The 17,865-nt window shown below is 55.3% G+C and carries 16 protein-coding genes; 6 read left to right on the top strand and 10 right to left on the bottom strand.

Annotation, left to right across the window (positions count from 1 at the left end):
- Positions 1-13 precede the first annotated feature (13 nt).
- A complete protein-coding gene (gene trhO, locus QQL62_RS10105) occupies positions 14-919 on the top strand; it encodes an oxygen-dependent tRNA uridine(34) hydroxylase TrhO (RefSeq protein ID WP_284378519.1) in 906 nt (301 codons plus the stop codon).
- Positions 920-927: 8 nt separating this feature from the next.
- Here the strand turns inward: trhO and QQL62_RS10100 are convergent, their stop codons facing one another.
- Positions 928-3,054, bottom strand: coding sequence for a response regulator (locus QQL62_RS10100; protein ID WP_284378517.1), 2,127 nt, complete (start codon positions 3,052-3,054; stop codon positions 928-930).
- A 131-nt stretch (positions 3,055-3,185) separates the two neighbouring features.
- Here QQL62_RS10100 and zapE point away from each other — a divergent pair, with 131 nt between their 5' ends.
- Positions 3,186-4,259 (top strand): cell division protein ZapE, encoded by a 1,074-nt coding sequence (gene zapE, locus QQL62_RS10095; RefSeq protein WP_284378516.1) that lies wholly within the window; start codon positions 3,186-3,188, stop codon positions 4,257-4,259.
- Between the two features lie 72 nt (positions 4,260-4,331).
- Here zapE and QQL62_RS10090 read toward each other — a convergent pair whose 3' ends face one another.
- From QQL62_RS10090 to QQL62_RS10080, 3 genes are all read right to left on the bottom strand, one after another.
- Positions 4,332-4,709 (bottom strand): hypothetical protein, encoded by a 378-nt coding sequence (locus QQL62_RS10090; protein ID WP_284378515.1) that lies wholly within the window; start codon positions 4,707-4,709, stop codon positions 4,332-4,334.
- A 237-nt stretch (positions 4,710-4,946) separates the two neighbouring features.
- The gene (locus QQL62_RS10085) at positions 4,947-6,188 is read right to left on the bottom strand and encodes a lytic murein transglycosylase (RefSeq protein ID WP_284378513.1); all 1,242 of its coding nucleotides are present in this window, start codon (positions 6,186-6,188) and stop codon (positions 4,947-4,949) included.
- Positions 6,189-6,256: 68 nt separating this feature from the next.
- Positions 6,257-6,964: a helix-turn-helix transcriptional regulator gene (locus QQL62_RS10080; protein WP_284378511.1), complete on the bottom strand. Its 708-nt coding sequence runs from the start codon at positions 6,962-6,964 to the stop codon at positions 6,257-6,259.
- Positions 6,965-7,046: 82 nt separating this feature from the next.
- Here QQL62_RS10080 and QQL62_RS10075 point away from each other — a divergent pair, with 82 nt between their 5' ends.
- Entirely contained in the window at positions 7,047-7,766 is a 720-nt protein-coding gene (locus QQL62_RS10075; RefSeq protein WP_284378509.1) for a glutathione S-transferase family protein, read from the top strand.
- Positions 7,767-7,834: 68 nt separating this feature from the next.
- Positions 7,835-8,203 carry a DUF1801 domain-containing protein gene (locus QQL62_RS10070; RefSeq protein ID WP_284378505.1) on the top strand — a complete coding sequence of 123 codons (369 nt, stop codon included), beginning with the start codon at positions 7,835-7,837 and terminating at the stop codon, positions 8,201-8,203.
- Here the strand turns inward: QQL62_RS10070 and rnr are convergent.
- Complete coding sequence (rnr, locus tag QQL62_RS10065) at positions 8,200-10,431, bottom strand: ribonuclease R (RefSeq protein WP_284378503.1); 2,232 nt, start codon at positions 10,429-10,431, stop codon at positions 8,200-8,202. The two genes, QQL62_RS10070 and rnr, sit on opposite strands and share 4 nt — an antisense overlap.
- An 88-nt stretch (positions 10,432-10,519) precedes the next feature.
- Here rnr and QQL62_RS10060 point away from each other — a divergent pair, with 88 nt between their 5' ends.
- Both QQL62_RS10060 and QQL62_RS10055 read left to right on the top strand, forming a co-directional pair.
- On the top strand, positions 10,520-11,953 hold the full coding sequence (locus QQL62_RS10060) for a hypothetical protein (RefSeq protein WP_284378501.1): 1,434 nt from the start codon (positions 10,520-10,522) through the stop codon (positions 11,951-11,953).
- A complete protein-coding gene (locus QQL62_RS10055; RefSeq protein WP_284378499.1) occupies positions 11,954-12,082 on the top strand; it encodes a hypothetical protein in 129 nt (42 codons plus the stop codon).
- Here QQL62_RS10055 and QQL62_RS10050 read toward each other — a convergent pair.
- The 5 genes from QQL62_RS10050 to QQL62_RS10030 all read right to left on the bottom strand — a co-directional run bounded on the left by QQL62_RS10050 (position 12,079) and on the right by QQL62_RS10030 (position 17,860).
- Positions 12,079-12,669 carry a TIGR04282 family arsenosugar biosynthesis glycosyltransferase gene (locus QQL62_RS10050; protein WP_284378497.1) on the bottom strand — a complete coding sequence of 197 codons (591 nt, stop codon included), beginning with the start codon at positions 12,667-12,669 and terminating at the stop codon, positions 12,079-12,081. The two genes, QQL62_RS10055 and QQL62_RS10050, sit on opposite strands and share 4 nt — an antisense overlap.
- Before the next feature lies 1 nt (position 12,670).
- A complete protein-coding gene (dapE, locus tag QQL62_RS10045; RefSeq protein ID WP_284378494.1) occupies positions 12,671-13,819 on the bottom strand; it encodes a succinyl-diaminopimelate desuccinylase in 1,149 nt (382 codons plus the stop codon).
- Between the two features lie 64 nt (positions 13,820-13,883).
- The gene (locus QQL62_RS10040; protein WP_284378493.1) at positions 13,884-14,681 is read right to left on the bottom strand and encodes a YHYH protein; all 798 of its coding nucleotides are present in this window, start codon (positions 14,679-14,681) and stop codon (positions 13,884-13,886) included.
- Between the two features lie 68 nt (positions 14,682-14,749).
- Complete coding sequence (locus QQL62_RS10035; RefSeq protein ID WP_284378491.1) at positions 14,750-15,412, bottom strand: RluA family pseudouridine synthase; 663 nt, start codon at positions 15,410-15,412, stop codon at positions 14,750-14,752.
- Positions 15,413-15,415: 3 nt separating this feature from the next.
- A complete protein-coding gene (locus tag QQL62_RS10030) occupies positions 15,416-17,860 on the bottom strand; it encodes a GcvT family protein (RefSeq protein WP_284378488.1) in 2,445 nt (814 codons plus the stop codon).
- Between the last annotated feature and the right edge of the window lie 5 nt (positions 17,861-17,865).

Raw genomic sequence — 17,865 nt, 5'->3', positions numbered from 1 at the left:
TCACAGGTGCACCATGGGTAAAATCGTTGTTGCCGCTCTTTATCACTTCACGCGCTTTGCGGATCACACCGCCCTACAGGCGCCGCTGCTGAACCTGTGCCGCGCACAGGGCATAAAGGGATCACTACTGCTGGCCTACGAGGGCATCAACGGCACCATCGCCGGCCCGCGTGGTGGCATTGATGCAGTGCTGGCCCATCTACGCGCATTTCCCGGCTGTAGCGATCTAGAGCACAAAGAAAGCATCGCTTCGGAAATGCCCTTTAACCGCATGAAGGTGAAGCTGAAGAAAGAGATCGTGACCATGGGCCAGCCACAGGTTGACCCCACACTAAACGTCGGCAACTACGTCGCGCCCGAGGATTGGAATGATCTGATAACCCGCGAGGATGTGGTGGTGATCGACACACGCAATGATTACGAGGTCGCCATCGGCACCTTCCAAGGCGCGATTGACCCAGAGACCAAATCTTTCGGCGAATTCCCCGCATGGTGGGAAGAGAACAAATCCCGCTTTCACAACAAAAAGGTCGCCATGTTTTGTACGGGCGGTATCCGGTGCGAGAAATCCACCAACTACCTATTGGGCGAGGGCGTAGAGGATGTATACCACCTAAAAGGCGGCATCCTAAAATACCTAGAAGAAGTCCCACAAGAAGACAGCACATGGGACGGTGAATGTTTTGTATTTGACGGGCGTGTTTCCGTAAAACATGGGCTAGAAGAGGGCAAATACGATCTGTGCTATGCCTGCCGAATGCCCCTAGCGCCTGCGGATTTACAGCGCCCAGAGTTCGAGAAAGGCGTGTCCTGTCATCAATGTATAGAGACCACGGACGAGGCCAGAAAGACCCGTTTCCGCGAGCGGCAAAAACAAGTCAATCTGGCCGAAACCCGCGGCAAACACCACATCGGGTAATCTCGTCGCTAGCGTATCCTGCGCGCGATCGGCAGGTTTTGCTGCAGCGATGGTGGGGCAAGATCATATTGCGCCATCGCCTTGGCCCGATCGTTGATCTCCTTGATGACCTCGGCTTTTTTCAGCGGCTTGGTGATGTATCCATTCATCCCCGCCTCTAGAAATCGTTCTTTATCGCCCGACATCGCATGAGCAGTCAGCGCCACAATTGGTGTCGGCTCTAATCCCGCGTTTTGCTCATGGTTGCGGATCAATTTTGTGGCGCAAACCCCATCCATTTCCGGCATTGAAATATCGGTAAAAATCAAATCGGGCATATCCTCTGTGACCATATCTACCAACTCTTGGCCATTGCTGGCGATCTTTAGCTCAATTTTCTCAGATTTAACCATCTTTGAAAACACCAGCTGATTGGTTTTGTTGTCCTCGGCCAACACCACCCGCACGGGCGGCAATATCACCTCGCTACCGGGCAAGCTGGCCGGTGGCAAGGTGGGGTTATCCACATCTTTGGTATATATCGCCCCAAGTGCTGCAAACAATTCCTTACGCAGGATCGGCTTTTGAAAACTGGCATCAAAAATACCCGCGCGAATACCGGCAGCGGGCAATGCCTGTTGCGAGGTAACCAAAATCAACGTATCGCTGTAACCCCGATCCCGCAGAGCAATACCCAAGCGTTCGCCATCCATCCCCGCCATATCATACGCAGCGATAATCAGATCTACACCCTTATCCTCGTTATAATATTGTAGGGCCTCCTCTGCACTGTTTACCGCAACAGTTTCCAGATCAAGATGCCCCAATTGTTTGCACAGGATCGCACGGGGTTGCGCCCCGTTATCCACAATCAAAGCGCGCGATACCGCCCTAGAAATTTTAGGCAGGTGATGCGCATCCTCCGTTACTCTTGGCAAAACAACCTTAAACCCGAATACAGAACCTTCACCATGAACCGAATCCACCCACATCTCGCCACCCATCATCGCCACCAATTTACGGCAAATCGTCAACCCCAAACCGGTGCCCTCGAATTTGCGGTTTTCCGCGTGATCCACCTGCTGAAATTCGCTAAAGACCGCATCCAACTTCTCGGCGGGAATGCCGATGCCCGTGTCCTCGACCGCGATGTTAATCTGTTGGCAGTCATGAATGGTTTCCATGCCCACAACCCGCACCAACACATGACCCTCTTGGGTGAACTTGATCGCATTCCCCACCAAATTCAGCAATATCTGGCGCATCCGCCCCACATCGCCGATGAAATCCTCGGGCAGGAACATGTCGTAATCTACCAGTAATTCCAGCCCCTTTTCCTGGGCCTTACTGGCCAATAACATCATCGACTCTTGGATACATTCCTCTAGGTTAAAGGGCTCCGGGAACAGATCCATCTGTTCTGCCTCGATCTTGGAATAATCCAAGATATCGTTGATTATCACCAATAATGCTTCACCGGAATTCTTGATGGTATTGGCAAACACGCGCTGCTCTTCGTCTAAACTGGTGTCCATCAACAGCTCTGCAATCCCGACCACCCCATTCATGGGGGTACGGATTTCATGGCTCATATTCGCCAAAAACGCAGATTTCGCCTGATTGGAATCCTCGGCCTCTTTTTGCGCGGCAATCAGGGCGCGTTGTTTTAATTCCGTTTCGGTTAGCAAACAATAGGTGCCGACCAGATCGCCGCTAGCGGTTATACGTTGTGATGTCCGAATCCAGCGCCCATCAGCCAGTTGCGCAATATTCACAGGGTTCTCATCGCTGTTGGTCATGGCCAGCATATATTCAACCCATGCGGCCTCGCTTAGGGGGGCGGGGCTGATCATACCCGCATCCACGGCCATGCTTAACATCTTGGCCCGAGAGTCACCTTCACGAATGTTCACAAAAGCCTCGGGGCATAAATCAATAAACCGCTGATTTACGCGTACCATTCGATCCTGTGCATCAAACACCGCTGTGGCATCGGGCAATATGTCAATCATATCATACATCCGATTGCGCGTCGCCTCGCTATCCGCGATCCGCCCTTCCAGCTCTTTCACTCTTTCTTCCAGTGTCGTCGTTTTATCCACGTTACCCTCATCCATTACATAGGCTACATCAAGCACCGCAATATCTAACGCCACCTTAATATCTGTCTGATTAACCCCTAAAATTTAACGCAACCGGCGCGGTTTGCCCGATCACACGGGCCAAGCTTGTCAGCGCAGAAATATATTGTTAACTCAGCCCTAGGTTCAATTTGGATAGGCCCCGCATGAAGCCCCTAGAAATCTACAATCAGCGCGTTGCTGATGGCACATTAAATGCAGACCCAGACCAGCTGTCGATCCTCAGCGCCCTACAGGGGCTGGCCGAAGAAATCGAAGGCTATAAACCCAAATCAAAATGGTTGCTGTCTGGGGTATTTGGCGTGGTGGCCCCGCGCCCACGGGGGCTGTATATCTACGGCGGTGTCGGGCGCGGCAAATCCATGCTGATGGATCTGTTTTTCGATGCCAGCCCGATTAAACGCAAACGCCGCGTACATTTTCATAGCTTTATGCAAGAAGTGCACGACGGCATGCACCACGCCCGCGCCAGCGGCGTAGAGGACGCCATCCGCCCAGTGGCCGAAAAAATTATCAAAGACGCTAGCCTGTTGTGCTTTGACGAGATGCAAATCACCGATATCACCGATGCCATGATCGTAGGGCGGCTGTTTGAATTTCTGTTCGATTCCGGCGTGATCATCGTAACCACATCCAACCGCCACCCCGATGATCTGTATAAAAACGGCCTAAACCGAAACCTGTTCGTGCCCTTTATCGAACAGATCAAAACATACCTAACCGTGCACAATCTAGACAGCGAAACAGACCATCGCCAAAACCGCCTGTCACAGAAACAAACCTATTTCACACCCCTAAATGATGCCAACCACGCCGCCCTAATGGCCCTGTGGGATCAGATCGCCGGTAGCGAAGTTACCTCGCTAACCCTGCACCAGAAAAACCGCGAGATCACATTGCCGCATCATTCTGGCGGGGTTGCGATGGCAGGGTTTGATGACCTGTGCGCCCGGCCGCTGGGGCCCGGGGATTACCTGTTAATCGCCAAATCGCTACGCGCGCTGTTCATCACAAATGTGCCCATTCTAACGCGCGCACGCAACAACGAGGCCAAACGCTTCGTTACCCTGATCGATGCGCTCTACGAGGCCAAGGTGCGGGTCATCCTTAGCGCCGATGCACAGCCAGAACAGCTGTATGAAACAGGTGCCGGCGCGTTTGAATTTGAACGCACCGCCAGCCGATTGCGCGAGATGCAGGGGGATGACTGGGGCGCATAGCCAGCCTGTGCAAAAATCACACCGCCCAAGCACCCTGCCCACATAAATCAGGCAGAGTGAAGATAGCGCCATTTATCGGCAATCAAGTCCGATAACCCAAGCCCGCCCCGGATTAATTCTGTAGTCGGGATCAATAGTACTAATAGAACAGCCTGTCGCCGCTTCGATTGGCTTTACTGTTTTCGCCACCCAAACCCGATTCACAAGGTTGGATGCGCTTCCCTTATTCGCAACATGAGCGAATACCCGTTTGCCAACGGTAACTTTGCGCAATTCAAACGGCATGCCATCATCCGCAATCAATTTCTGCTTAGGGAAATTATCGCTGGTTTCATGAGCCACTTGGTACTCTTGGGCTGAATTCAATGGCTCTTGCGTGGTCGGCTCGCCTTGAGGGTTACAGGCTGCCATTGCCAAAAGGCCACCCAGAATTGCTAATTTCTTAATCATAAAAACTCCATAAAATTACTTTGCAGGCCTATCCATGCACCAAACCGCCAACACACCCTTGGCGTGCATCGTACAAAATGTGCTCTATCTAATATATGGCCAAATGAAAACCCAGTAAATTGCGAACCCATAGCGCAGCCCCAATACCCCAAAGACATATCAGACGCGCAACCGCACCGACTGACCCGATAGGTCAGCCGTATCTAACATTCATTCTGTGATAGGGGATCCCTGCGCCTAGCGCCGCGCCTTGCGCAACTGCCCCAGCAATACCTGATCCGCGGTGGCATTGGGCCTGATCCCAATCGCCTTTTGAAAGGCGCTTACAGCATCCAATGTCTTTGGCCCGATAATCCCATCCGGCTCGCCGACATCATAGCCCAGCTTGTTCAGACGCTCTTGCACCTCAATCTTCTCGGCCAACTTCAATGCCCCGGGTCCACGCGGCCATTCGGCAACAAAAGGCTGACCACCATCAATGCGATCCGCCAAATGTCCAACGGCCATGGCATAGGAATTGGCATTGTTATAGCGCTTGATCACGAAGAAATTCTTGAACACCAAAAACGCAGGCCCTTGTGCACCCGCGGGCAGGAATATCGCGCCATCACCATGGCTGGGCAAACGCCCCCCCGCCACATCACGCACACCCAATTCCATCCAGCGGCTAGAGGGGCGCTTTAGCTTCAGGCTGGCATTGCCATAATTAAACCCAGCCGGCAATCGCACCTCTATGGCCCAGGGCTGCCCATGCTTCCAGCCAAATTTCTTTAGGTAATTCGCGGTCGAGGCCAAGGCATCGCTGGGGTCTTTGGGATCCCAAACATCGCGCTTGCCATCGCCATCAAAATCCTGCGCATAGGCCTGATAGCTGGTGGGAATAAATTGCGTATGCCCCATGGCACCGGCCCAGCTGCCCAGCATCTTGTTGGCGGTGATATCGCCGCGCTGAATGATGCGCAGCGCCTCCATCAATTGCTGACGGCCAAATTTCTCGCGCCGCCCATCATAGGCCAATGTGGCCAAAGCCTCGATAATATTAATATCACCCATGTGCGAACCATAAGAGCTCTCCAGCCCCCAAACAGCCGCCACAACCTCGGCCTCGACCTTGTATTTGGATTCAATCTTGCGCAGGGTCGCGCGATGCTTTGATACCGCCGCGCGGCCGTTTTCCACGCGCTTGGGGGATGTGGCCGTATCCAGATAATCCCAAATCTCGCGGCTAAATTCCGCCTGCTTGCGATCCAGCGCCACCACACGCTGGTTCAGCTTTACCCCACGAAAGGCACGATCAAAGGTGCGTGCGGAAATACCCGATGCCAAGGCCTGCTTGCGAAAGCTCTTAACCCAAGCCTGAAATCCGCTGGCACTTTGGGCCAGTACGATCTCACCACCGCTTACAAAATTCGCCTGTACAGAGGTACCAATCGCACCCATGCCAATTACCCCGCATAGGGCCAACGTTAAAATCCTCATGGAACTCTCCTGCTCGAGCTTCTTTTTCCCCAGACTAGCGCGATTATCGCCCACACAAAAGCAAAAGCTTAGACAGGGCGCGAATCCCCGCCAACCTCGCCGCGAAATTGCGCCAATGCCGCGCGCAGCATGGCAACGCGGCGCGGGCTAAACCCCTGCCCCGTTTCGCGAAACCCCACAATCCGATCCAGCCTAAAGGCACGGAAATCATCACGCAGCAAACACATGGCCACCGCCACCAGTTTGGCATCTGCATAGATAATCGCCAGCGGCTGAATGCGGCGCAGGGTGATCGCGCCCTTGGCATCGACATAGTCGATTTCCAATTCACGCTCTTCGCGGGTTGCACGGCGAAATGCGGCAACATCAATGTTAATCTCGGGGCGCGGCAGAAAACTCTTGGCCCGCAAAACAGAATGCTCCAGCGTGCGCTGTAGAGCCTGCGGTAGACCGGCATTCACCTTGGCCAGCACCGATGCAGCCGCCTGCGCCAGCACAGGATCGCCCACCTGCTCGACCTCGCGCAATCCCAAAACCAATGCCTCTACCTCATCCACACTAAACATCATCGGGGGCAATGCGGGATCCTCGGTCAGACTATAGCCATAGCCCGCCTCACCATCAATCACCGCCCCTGCCGCGCGTAGACTTTCGATATCGCGGTACACGGTGCGTATGCTTACCTCTAGCCCCTCTGCTAATACCTCGGCGGTAACGGGCGCGGGAATGCTGCGCAGTAAATGCATCATTTGTAATAATCGATCAGATTTAGCCATATCCCACACTCGCAAATCATTACTGACAGTTTTTGTCAGTATGGCGCTGATATCTAATCCCTACAACAACAAAGGCTTACCAATGGAACTGATCGCATTTCCCCCCACCTATAGCGAGCCTGCCGGCTCTCCCTTCGCCACTAAATCCATGCTGATGCTGGAACACTCTGGCCTAGATTACACCATCACCTACCTGCCAGACCCGCGCAAAATGCCCAAACAAAAATTGCCCGTTTTGCGCGCAGGCACCCGCCTGATCCCAGACAGCACCGAAATCCAATCCTATGTGGAAACCACCCATGGAATTGATTTTGATAAAGGCCTAAGCGACACCCAGCGCGCCACCTCCACCGCCCTAATCCGTATGATCGAAGAGCACATGTATTTCATCCTCTATGCCAGCCGCTGGATCGATGAAACCAATTGGCAAATCACCAAAGGCGCGAATTTCGGCGCCATCCCCAAGCTGATCCGCGGCTTTATCGTGGCAGGTATCCGCAAAGCCGCGATCCAGCAATTGATGGGCCAAGGTATGGGCCGCCACAGCGAGGCAGAACAAATGGCGCGCCTGCACAAAGACCTCACCAGCCTCTCCACCCTCCTGGGCGATCAACAATACTTCTTCGGAGATACCCCCACATCGGTCGATTTCTCAGCCGTCGCATTCCTAAACTTCATGCTGAATTTCCCAATCGAAAACACCCTGACCGAAAAGGTGAAATCATTCCCCAGCCTCGTGGCCTACGCCAAATCAGGGCGCACAAACTTATACCCCGAAAAATTCCGCACCCCCATGGGGTGATCACAGACGGGGGCGGGCAATTGGCGCGCCCCCTATCCAAACCCTTCCAAATCTTTTAAATATCCATCATGCAACCGCCCTTCACAGACGACGAAATTCGCAAATCCTTCGATGCCCTGCCCGCAGATGCACTTGAACTGCGCGCGCTGATCTATCGCACGGCCGATGATATCGGTGACGTCACAGAAAACCTGCGTTGGGGCCAGCCCAGCTATAGCACACCACAGGCCACCCCTCTGCGCATTGGCGCCCCCAAAACCGGCGGCTTTGCCCTCTATGCACATTGCCAATCCAGCGTGATCCCAACCTTTGCCCAAACCTTCGGCGCAGAATTTGATATCCAAGGCACACGGGCGGTGCACTTTCAATCCGCGGCGGACCTGCAACCAGAAAAACTCAGGCTGTTAATCCGTCACGCACTTACATACCGCGCCTAGCCCTTGCGCCGCCTCTTGCCCTTTTTGCGATCCTTGGCGCGCACAATGCGCCGCCCCTTGTGGCGGACCTGACGCCCAGATCCCTTGGGCATGGATTTGCCATCCAGTTCAATCATCTCTAACGTCAAACCACCCGTCACAGCGGTGGCATCCACGAGGCGCACCAAACAGGGCATGCCCACGGCAATCACACGCCCAGACTCCTCGCCCTTTAACGTGCCATCACGCTCGATATAGCGCCAATACTCGCGCCCCAAATGCGATAGGGGAATAATCCCATCCGCGCCCGTCTCTTCCAACTTTACGAACAAGCCAAATTTGGCAATTCCAGACACACGCCCCACAAAATCGGCCCCCACACGATCGGCCAAGAACGCCGCCAAATACCGATCCGTGGTATCGCGTTCTGCCAACATAGAACGCCGCTCTGTGCTGGAAATCCATTCGCCGGTTTCCTTCAGATCGGCCTCGTCTTCGCGGGTCAACCCATCATCGCCAAACCCATGTGCAGAGACCAAGGCACGGTGCACGATCAAATCCGCATAGCGCCGAATAGGGCTGGTGAAATGCCCATAGCGGCGCAGGTTTAATCCGAAATGCCCGAAATTCTGCGGCGCGTAATAGGCCTGTGTCATAGATCGCAAAACCTGCATGTTGATCAGCTCTGCATCTTCGCTCTCGCTGGCAGCGGCCAACAATTTATTCAAATGCGCCGTGCGCAATACCTGCCCCTTGGCCAGCTGTAGCCCCGCCGCATCGGCCACCTCGCGTAGCGCATCCAACTTCTCTGGCGATGGCTCTTCATGGACACGATATAAAAATGCCCGTTCCTTTTGTTCCAGCGTCTCGGCCGCGCACACATTGGCCGTGACCATAAATTCCTCGACCAATTTATGCGCATCAAAACGGGTGCGGTAATCCACAGACAAGACCTGCCCCTCGTCCGACAGCACGATCTTGCGCTCTGGCAAGTCAAGGTTCAGCGGCTGACGACGGTTGCGCGCCTTGGTGGCACTCGCATAGGCCGCAAACAAATCAGCAATCGGCCCCTTCAGCGGCTCTGTATCACCGTCATAGCGCCCCTCATGGGCCGCCTGCGCCTGCTCGTAGGATAGAGAGGCAGGCGAACGCATTAACCCGCGGTGGAATTCATGCGATAACTTCTCGCCCGATGCATTCAAAACAATACGCACCGCCATACAGGCGCGTTCCACACCCGCATGCAAAGAACATAAATCCCCCGACAATGCATCGGGTAACATCGGCACCACTCGATCAGGGAAATAGGATGAATTGCCCCGCTTGCGCGCCTCTTTGTCCAATACAGAACCCGGGCGCACATAATGCGCCACATCGGCAATCGCCACCCATACAATATGCCCGCCCTCGTTTTTCGGATCCTCATCCGGTGCGGCACAAATCGCATCATCGTGATCGCGTGCATCAGATGGGTCGATGGTAAACAGGGGTAAATGGCGCAGATCCATCCGCGCACCCAGCGCAACAGGCTCTGCCGCCTCTGCGGCCAAGACGACCTCATCAGGGAAATGATCAGGGATTTCATGCTGATGAATGGCAATCAAGGATATCGAACGCGGCGCCATAGGATCGCCCAGCACCTCGATGATGCGCGCCGAGGGCAGACCCATGCGCTTGGGGCCAGCCTGCTCGGCCTCGACCAATTCGCCGTCCGATGCGCCCTTGCTATCGGCACTGGCCACGCGCCACTCTTTGCTGTTCTTCTTATCCACGGGCACAATGCGCCCACCTTCGGATCCATGCCGGTAAATGCCGATCACCTTATCAGGGCCTGCACCGATGCGGCGAATAAGACGTGCCTCGTAGGCGTGATCCTGATCCACCACAGGCGTTAGACGCGCCAATATGCGATCGCCAGCGCGCAATGCCACATCGCCTGCCTTGGCCATAAATAGAATCTTTGGGCGCTCGTCGCCCTCCCATTCCGCCGGCTCGGCCCATAGATCGCCCATGTCATCCGCACCAGAAATCCGCAAAACAGAAACTGGGGGCAATTCGCCCGTGCCACGGAACTGTTTGCGCGACCCCGCAATCAGCCCATCGCTTTGCAGCTCTTTCAACATACGTTTCAGATCAATGCGCGCGGATCCCTTGATCCCAAAGGCCTTACCAATATCGCGCTTGGATGCTTTGTCGGGGTGCTCTTGCACCCATTTCAAAATATCTTCTTTACTCGGGAGTTTTTTCATACCCCGCACTAGCACGCCACAGGTGGGATTGGAAACCTTGCAATCATTCTGGTTTTGCCTAGGCTGTAGGAAAAGCAATGGGTTAATAGTGCGCAAACTACTGGGTATCGCAACATTCCTGATCGCGTGGGCCACGCTGGGCCTGCTGGCCATGGGGCAGCTTGGCGCCGGCCTGCCCTATTTTAATAGCGCGCAAAATTACCAAACCAAATTACAAGATCAGCTAAATCTGGCCCTTGTCGATACCACATTCCCCCTAAGCGCACAGGTGTCTGGGCGCGATGCCCAAATCACAGGGCTGGTCAGCTCTGAAATCGAGCGCGCCGCCATCCTTGCCCATGTGGGCGCAATTGATGGCCTGCGCACCCTGCGCGATGCCACCAGCCTACCGCCTCTGGCGGATCCCTTTCGCATAGATCTGGTAAAAACCGATGCTGGCCTGCGCGCCACCGGCCATACGCCAACCCCGCAAGCATTGGATGAGGCCTTGGCTGATTTCAACACAGACCTGACCTTTGCTCGCCCAATGCCAGACCAACACTGGCCCGGCACCGTGGCCACCGCCGCCCGCGCCTTGCGCCTGTGCGCCTTGGGACAAATTACCCTTACGGGCACCGATCTGGTGTTAACCTGTGATCTAAGCGCCCAAGAAGAGATCAACGCCCTGCGCGCCATACTGGCCAATCTGCCACCCAACTATCGCACCGATATCACCACACAGCTAATCCCCGCCAACCCCTATATCTTTGGGGGCAAGGTCTCGCAATCCGGCGAGACGTTCCACGGTTATATCCCCAACGAATTTACCCGCGGTACCTATGCGGGGCTGATCCCCGATCACATCCAGAACCTAACCCCCAAGCATGGGATGCCCGATGCCATCTGGCCCAGCTTTACCCAAAAGGCGATCACAGCTCTGCGTCTGATGCAGGTGGGGGTGCTGAACATCACAAACCGCCATGCCACATTCACGGGTGCCGTGCCCACGGCCACCACCGACGCCCAGCTGCGCGCCCTGTTCACCCCCCTGCCACCACACTATGGCGTGGATTTCGATATCGCGATCCTAGACGACGGATTCCCCGGCAGGCTGATGCTGAATTGGCACCATAAAAGTGGTGGCACCCTGTCTGGTAAATCCGCAGATGGGCTCAATAAATCCGATATTACCTCTGCGCTGAACCTGCCCGACTTGCAGGGGAATATTACCCTTGGCTGGGGTGGGGATCGGCGCATATTCCTGCTGCGCTTGGCCGCACTGGGCCAACATTTGCACCGCCTTGAAACCGCCGAAATCACCCTTTGGGAACAGGGCATCAGCCTTAGCGGGGTCTCTATGCCACGACATAACCCCCAAGATTTGATCATCGACCTCTTGTCCGATCTTGGTGCCGAGGCCAAGGTTTCAATCACCGCCTCACCTAACACGCCCCATACAGGGGATCTGCGCACAAACCCCCACAGCCAACGCCCCGAAGTTTTCCAAAACGGGTTTTGGATACCCCAGCGTAAGGAGCCGTAAATGTTTGATAATTGGCAATTTTTAGCAATCGAGATCTGGGGGTTACTGCTGGTAGCCATGCTCTGGGGGGTCTTAGTCGGCTGGATCATCTGGGGTGGCCGCCCCAAGACACCCAAGCCCGAAGATTAGCCGCCCAGCGCGCGCAAATCCGCCAGCGTATCCACATCGCGCAACGTATCAATCAGCGCCACCGATTGCCCAGATAGGCTGGCGATGGTATCGGCCCGTGCGGTCTCGCTAGACCAACGCACCCCCTTGAATAGATCGCGCGGCACACAGCGCCCCGCGCGCCGATGCCCCACCAACCAATAGCCCCCATCCGGTGCAGGCCCGATCACCGCATCATGATTATTCAATGATTTAAAGGCCTTGTGGATCAAAGCAGGCGTAATATCTGGAATGTCAGCACCAATAATGATCACCGGCCCCTTAGGGGCGCGGTGCAATATCCGCCCCATCCGCGCGCCTAGATCGCCCCCTCCCTGTGGCCAGCGGCGCAGGTTTCGAGGCCAGACACGGCTGGCCATACCCTCGACATCAGGGCTAACGGCCAATACCGTTTCCCAGCGTGGATCAGCGCTCAAGGCGCGAATATGGCGTGCCACAGAATGGCGAAACCACCACGCAGAGGCCGCCATGCCGATATCCCGCCCAAGGCGTGTCTTCACCCGCCCAGCACGGGGCTGTTTGACCATAATATACAGTTGTGGTCGCATGTTACCCGCCAAAGTAGTCGCGGATAAAACGGGCATAAATTGCCTTTAGCTGTCCGATCTGCTCTACCTTCACCCGCTCATCCACCTGATGCATGCTCTTGCCCACTAGCCCAAATTCCACCACCTCACAGTGATGTTTAACAAATCGCGCGTCTGACGTCCCACCTGAGGTCGACATCTCTGGCACCACGCCTGTTTCCGCGCTAACCGCCTGTGCCACCATATCCGACAACTTGCCCGGTGGTGTAACAAAGCTCTCGCCAGATACGGACACATCCATATCAAATACCACCCCCGTGTCCGCGGCCACCGCATCCGCCTGTCTACGCAACCACGTGGTTAAATCATCGGCAGTATGCGCATCATTAAACCTAATATTCACCGTGGTCTTACACTGTGCAGGGATCACATTGTTGGCCGGATTACCGGTATCAAATGTGGTCACCACCAGCGTCGAAGGATCGAAATGATCCGTACCATCGTCCAGCACATGGCCGCTCAGCGCCCCCACCAATTGCGCCATGGCAGGCACGGGGTTGTTAGCTCGGTGCGGATAGGCCGCATGACCCTGCACGCCGCGCGCGGTGAAATAGGCGGTCATCGATCCTCGTCGCCCGATTTTCATCATCTCGCCCATGGTCTCTGGGCAGGTCGGCTCACCCACCAAACAATGATCCATCTGTTGATTGTGCTCGGCCATCCACTCTAGGATCGCCACGGTGCCATGCTTGGCTGGCCCTTCCTCATCACCCGTGATGGTGATAATTATAGACCCATCAGGGGGCGTATCGCGCACAAAATCCACCGCCGCCGCCACAAATGCCGCAACGCCCGATTTCATATCCGTGGTGCCGCGCCCATACATGAACCCATCCTTGATCGTAGCGCTGAAAGGATCAAACGTCCAATCGGCCACATCGCCCACAGGCACCACATCCGTGTGCCCATTAAACCCCAAAACAGGCCCGTTAGCCCCCTGATCACCCCAGCGGGCAAACAGATTGCATACCCCACCACGATCTATACGGGTGGTGCTAAATCCTGCCTGTTCCAATTCTTGGGCCAACAACACCAATGCGCCCCCCTCTTCAGGGGTCACAGAGGCACAGCGCACCAATCGGGCGGTTAAATCTACGGGGTCCAGTGACATGCATTTACTCCTTGCTTGACTAGGCAAATATCTTGTTATGCCCAGCGCCGCAAGACGCCCAAGCCTACCCTCGGCGCACCTTGCGGGGCCGCTGGCGGTCGCGTGGTGCGCGCTTGACTACGAAATCATCACTAACCGCGCCAAAATGACAGCGCTGAAAATACGGATAGCTGTCGGTGGCAAAATATACATATTGCCCATTGACCATGGCGCCATTGCATTCATCCAGATTGCCTGACCCCGCCTTATATTCGAAATCTTGGTTATAGGTACCATCATAGCGCCCTCCTGGGCCGCTGGGGCGGACCCCGGATTTCAACACCCAAGAGGCCTGAGCCTTAGCCCCCACATAATGGATCTCGTGACCATCGGCCGCATAGCCCATCAGGGTATCATTATTTAGATCAATCAGCGCCGCTGGCATGCCGTGATAATGGTAGAGGCCACGATGGTCCACATGGGCATTATTATGATCCAGCCCCAATGCATTATCCGGCCCCATACCATCCAAATTCCACCCAGAGCTGGAATCGCGGCTGTGCCCACGTGGGCTGCTGGCATCATACCAATCGGCCGTGCCGGGACGGATGGGTATGCCAGTTAGGGTCACACCCACGATCTGTGCCTTGGTGCTCTTGATCTTTCTCTTCTTGGGGTTGGCACTGAAACAGTATTTCTGGTTCTGCGCGCGAAAACTATTGGGGTTGCCCCTGCGAGGGAATGCACCCATGTCGTGATCTGGTATACCGTTTGATTGAATACAGGTGGTGGTACCCTTGGTCACAATGGTAACTTGATTGTCCGCGGCCAGCGCCGAAGCCCCCAGCCCAATCGCCAATGCGGTGACTATAAATTTCTGCATGCGCCTCTCCTATGGTTTTGGGGATTATACGCCTGTGGGTTAATTTTCCGTCGCCACCGGATTGAACCTTAGAACGGCACTGATGCACAGAATTCCAGGGCCGCGCCCGTATCAGGATGATCCAAGAACAGCCGATGCGCATGTAATTGCAGACGATCCGCCGCATCAATCACCCGTTGATCACCATAAAATCGATCCCCCAGTATCGGATGCCCGATTGCCAGCATATGCACCCGCAGCTGATGGGTGCGCCCGGTCTTGGGATGTAATTCTACACGCGTGGCGCCCTGTTCGCGCGACAATACCCGCCAATCGGTTTGTGCAGGCTTGCCCGCATCATGGTCCACCTTCTGCAACGGTCGGTTTGGCCAATCCCCCATCAGCGGTAAATCGATCTGCCCCGCCTCACCCCCAACGGCGCCCATAACCCGCGCAACATAGGTTTTCTGCGGGCGGCGCTGTTCGAATTGCAGATTTAGATGCCGCTGCGCCGATTTGCGCCGCGCAAATATCATCACCCCAGATGTATCCATATCCAACCGATGGATCACCATGGCGCCCGCAAATTCGCGGCGCACCCGCGCATGCATGCAATCGGCCAGTTCCTCGGATTTCCCCGCCACCGACAATAGCCCGCTGGGCTTGTCCACCACCACGATATGATCGTCGTGATACAGAACCGCCACAGGGGCATCCTTGGGGTGGTAATTTTTCAACGGGGCAAAGGGCATGCCCTAGGCCTTAACACGCTCCGATTTTGGATCATAGGCCGGTTTTAGACTGGCACGCGCGGCCATGTTCACACCGGCCACCTCGATCTGATAGCTAGATGCCAGAACGTCCGCCGCGCTCTCGCCCGCACAGGGCACATAGCCCAGCCCAATCGCCGCCCCTAGATGATGCCCATAGGCCCCAGAGCTGAGGTACCCCACAATCTGCCCATCGCGCAGTATCGGCTCGTTATGGAATAGGAAGGCCGAAGGATCCTCCATCACAAACTGTAGCATGCGGTTTTCCAACCCCGCCTCGCGCTTGCGTGCCACACCATCGCGACCAATGAAATTCTCCTTGGTCTTTGAGACCGCAAAGCCAAGGCCCGCCTCTAACACATGATCCTCGCAGGTGATGTCATGGCCAAAATGGCGAAAGCCCTTTTCAATACGGCAACTGTCCATCATATGCATCCCGCATAGTCGCGCATCCATGCCCTGTCCCGCATCCCACAGGGCCTCAAACACATGCCCCGCCTGATCGGCGCTGATATAAACCTCCCAGCCCAATTCACCTACATAGGATACGCGGTGCACACGCGCCAACCCCATGCCGATTTCAATCTCTTGGGCCGTACCAAAGGGATTATGCGCATTGCTGAAATCATTGGGGCTAACGGCCTGTAGTAATTTGCGCGCATTGGGGCCCATCACCGCTAGGGTGGCCTCGGCGGCTGTTACATCGGTGATCACCACCGCGTAATCCCCCACATGGCGTTGCATCCAGACCTGATCCGCCAAGCGCGTTGCAGCAGGGGTTACCACCAGATAGGCGGTTTCTGACAGGCGGGTAATGGTGACATCCGCCTCGATCCCACCGGCATTGTTTAGGAATTGTGTATAGACAATCTTGCCGATCTCTACATCACATTCCGCCCCTGCCACATAATTGATAAAGCGCACAGCGTCTCGGCCCTCTACGCGGATTTTACCAAACGACGACATGTCATAAATGCCCACATTTTCGCGCACTGCGCGGCACTCGGCGGCGGTATTGTTAAACCAATTCTGCCCCTGCCAGTCATACTTATAGGCACGCTCCTGACCCTCGTCCGCAAACCAGTTGGCGCGTTCCCAGCCAGCCAGCTCGCCCATCACCGCACCGTTCTCCAACAGCTGATGATGTACAGGACTGCGCCGAATTCCACGCGCGGTAGCCTTTTGGCGATAAGGGTAATGATCAGCATAAAGCAGACCCAAGGTCTCCTTGGAGCGCTCGAACAAATACTGTTTGTTCCCCTGAAAAGGCTGCATGCGCGCAATATCCACATCCCCTAGATCAAAGGGCTTCTCGCCGCTGTCCATCCACTCGGCCAGCGCCATCCCAGCACCCCCCGCAGATTGAATACCAATGGAATTAAACCCAGCCGCGACCCAAAAATTATCCAACTCTGGCGCCAACCCCAAATGATAGGCATCATCGGGGGTAAAGCTTTCTGGCCCATTGAAAAACGTGTGAATCCCAGCTGTTTCCAGCATCGGCAATCGCGCGCAGGCCTGCTCGAGTATCGGCTCAAAATGCTCGAAATCCTCGGGCAATTGATCAAATTCAAAATCCTTGGGGATACCATCCATCGCCCATGGTTTGGCAATGGGCTCAAACGCCCCCAATAACATCTTGCCCGCATCCTCTTTGTAGTAGGCACATTCATCAGGCACACGCAAAACTGGCATTTGCGTAAGATTTTCAATAGCTTCTGTTACAATATAAAAGTGCTCACAGGCCTGCAAAGGAACATTTACCCCCGCCATCCGGCCCATTTCATGGCCCCACATGCCGGCGCAATTTACCACCATATCAGCCTCGATATAGCCGCTCTCACCCTCGGCCTGCCATTCCACACCCTGTACACTGCGCCCCTGTTTGCGCAGGCCAGTAACGGCGGTGTTCTCGATGATACGCGCGCCCATATTGCGCGCACCCTTGGCCAGCGCCAGCGCGATATTGGCAGGATCGCCCTGCCCATCCTTGGGCAACCAAACGCCTGCCTTTACGCCATCAATATTCAAATGCTCATAACGCGCTTTGACCTCTTGGGGCGAAATTTCTTCCACATCCACCCCAAAGGAGCGCGCCATACCAGCCTGTCGTAAAATTTCCTCGCGACGATGCTCGGTCAGCGCCACGGTAATTGATCCACAGCGCTTGAAACCCGTGGCGACCCCTGTTTCGGCCTCTAGGTTACCATATAGCTCTTGGGAATATCTGGCCAGTTTGGTCATGTTTGCGGTGGCGCGCAATTGCGCGATCAAGCCCGCCGCATGCCAAGTGGTGCCGCTGGTCAGGCGCTTGCGTTCCAGCAATACAATATCCTGCCAGCCCTTTTTGGCCAAATGATAGGCCACAGAACACCCAATGATGCCCCCGCCCACAATAACAACACGTGCTTTGCTTGGAATATTTGCCATTGCAC

The sequence above is a fragment of the Amylibacter marinus genome (assembly GCF_030160015.1).
Taxonomy (GTDB): Bacteria; Pseudomonadota; Alphaproteobacteria; order Rhodobacterales; family Rhodobacteraceae; genus Amylibacter; species Amylibacter marinus.
Note: the sequence above shows the minus strand (reverse complement) of the source record. Positions and strands in the feature narration are given on the sequence as shown.

What these genes read in the sequence shown, in the direction of transcription:
- trhO (WP_284378519.1), top strand. Translation starts at nt 14, where the DNA reads ATGGGTAAAATCGTTGTTGCCGCTCTTTATCACTTCACGCGCTTTGCG.
- zapE (WP_284378516.1), top strand. Translation starts at nt 3,186, where the DNA reads ATGAAGCCCCTAGAAATCTACAATCAGCGCGTTGCTGATGGCACATTA.
- QQL62_RS10090 (WP_284378515.1), bottom strand. Translation starts at nt 4,709, where the DNA reads ATGATTAAGAAATTAGCAATTCTGGGTGGCCTTTTGGCAATGGCAGCC.
- QQL62_RS10085 (WP_284378513.1), bottom strand. Translation starts at nt 6,188, where the DNA reads ATGAGGATTTTAACGTTGGCCCTATGCGGGGTAATTGGCATGGGTGCG.
- QQL62_RS10080 (WP_284378511.1), bottom strand. Translation starts at nt 6,964, where the DNA reads ATGGCTAAATCTGATCGATTATTACAAATGATGCATTTACTGCGCAGC.
- QQL62_RS10075 (WP_284378509.1), top strand. Translation starts at nt 7,047, where the DNA reads ATGGAACTGATCGCATTTCCCCCCACCTATAGCGAGCCTGCCGGCTCT.
- QQL62_RS10070 (WP_284378505.1), top strand. Translation starts at nt 7,835, where the DNA reads ATGCAACCGCCCTTCACAGACGACGAAATTCGCAAATCCTTCGATGCC.
- rnr (WP_284378503.1), bottom strand. Translation starts at nt 10,431, where the DNA reads ATGAAAAAACTCCCGAGTAAAGAAGATATTTTGAAATGGGTGCAAGAG.
- QQL62_RS10055 (WP_284378499.1), top strand. Translation starts at nt 11,954, where the DNA reads ATGTTTGATAATTGGCAATTTTTAGCAATCGAGATCTGGGGGTTACTG.
- QQL62_RS10050 (WP_284378497.1), bottom strand. Translation starts at nt 12,669, where the DNA reads ATGCGACCACAACTGTATATTATGGTCAAACAGCCCCGTGCTGGGCGG.
- dapE (WP_284378494.1), bottom strand. Translation starts at nt 13,819, where the DNA reads ATGTCACTGGACCCCGTAGATTTAACCGCCCGATTGGTGCGCTGTGCC.
- QQL62_RS10040 (WP_284378493.1), bottom strand. Translation starts at nt 14,681, where the DNA reads ATGCAGAAATTTATAGTCACCGCATTGGCGATTGGGCTGGGGGCTTCG.
- QQL62_RS10035 (WP_284378491.1), bottom strand. Translation starts at nt 15,412, where the DNA reads ATGCCCTTTGCCCCGTTGAAAAATTACCACCCCAAGGATGCCCCTGTG.
- QQL62_RS10030 (WP_284378488.1), bottom strand. Translation starts at nt 17,860, where the DNA reads ATGGCAAATATTCCAAGCAAAGCACGTGTTGTTATTGTGGGCGGGGGC.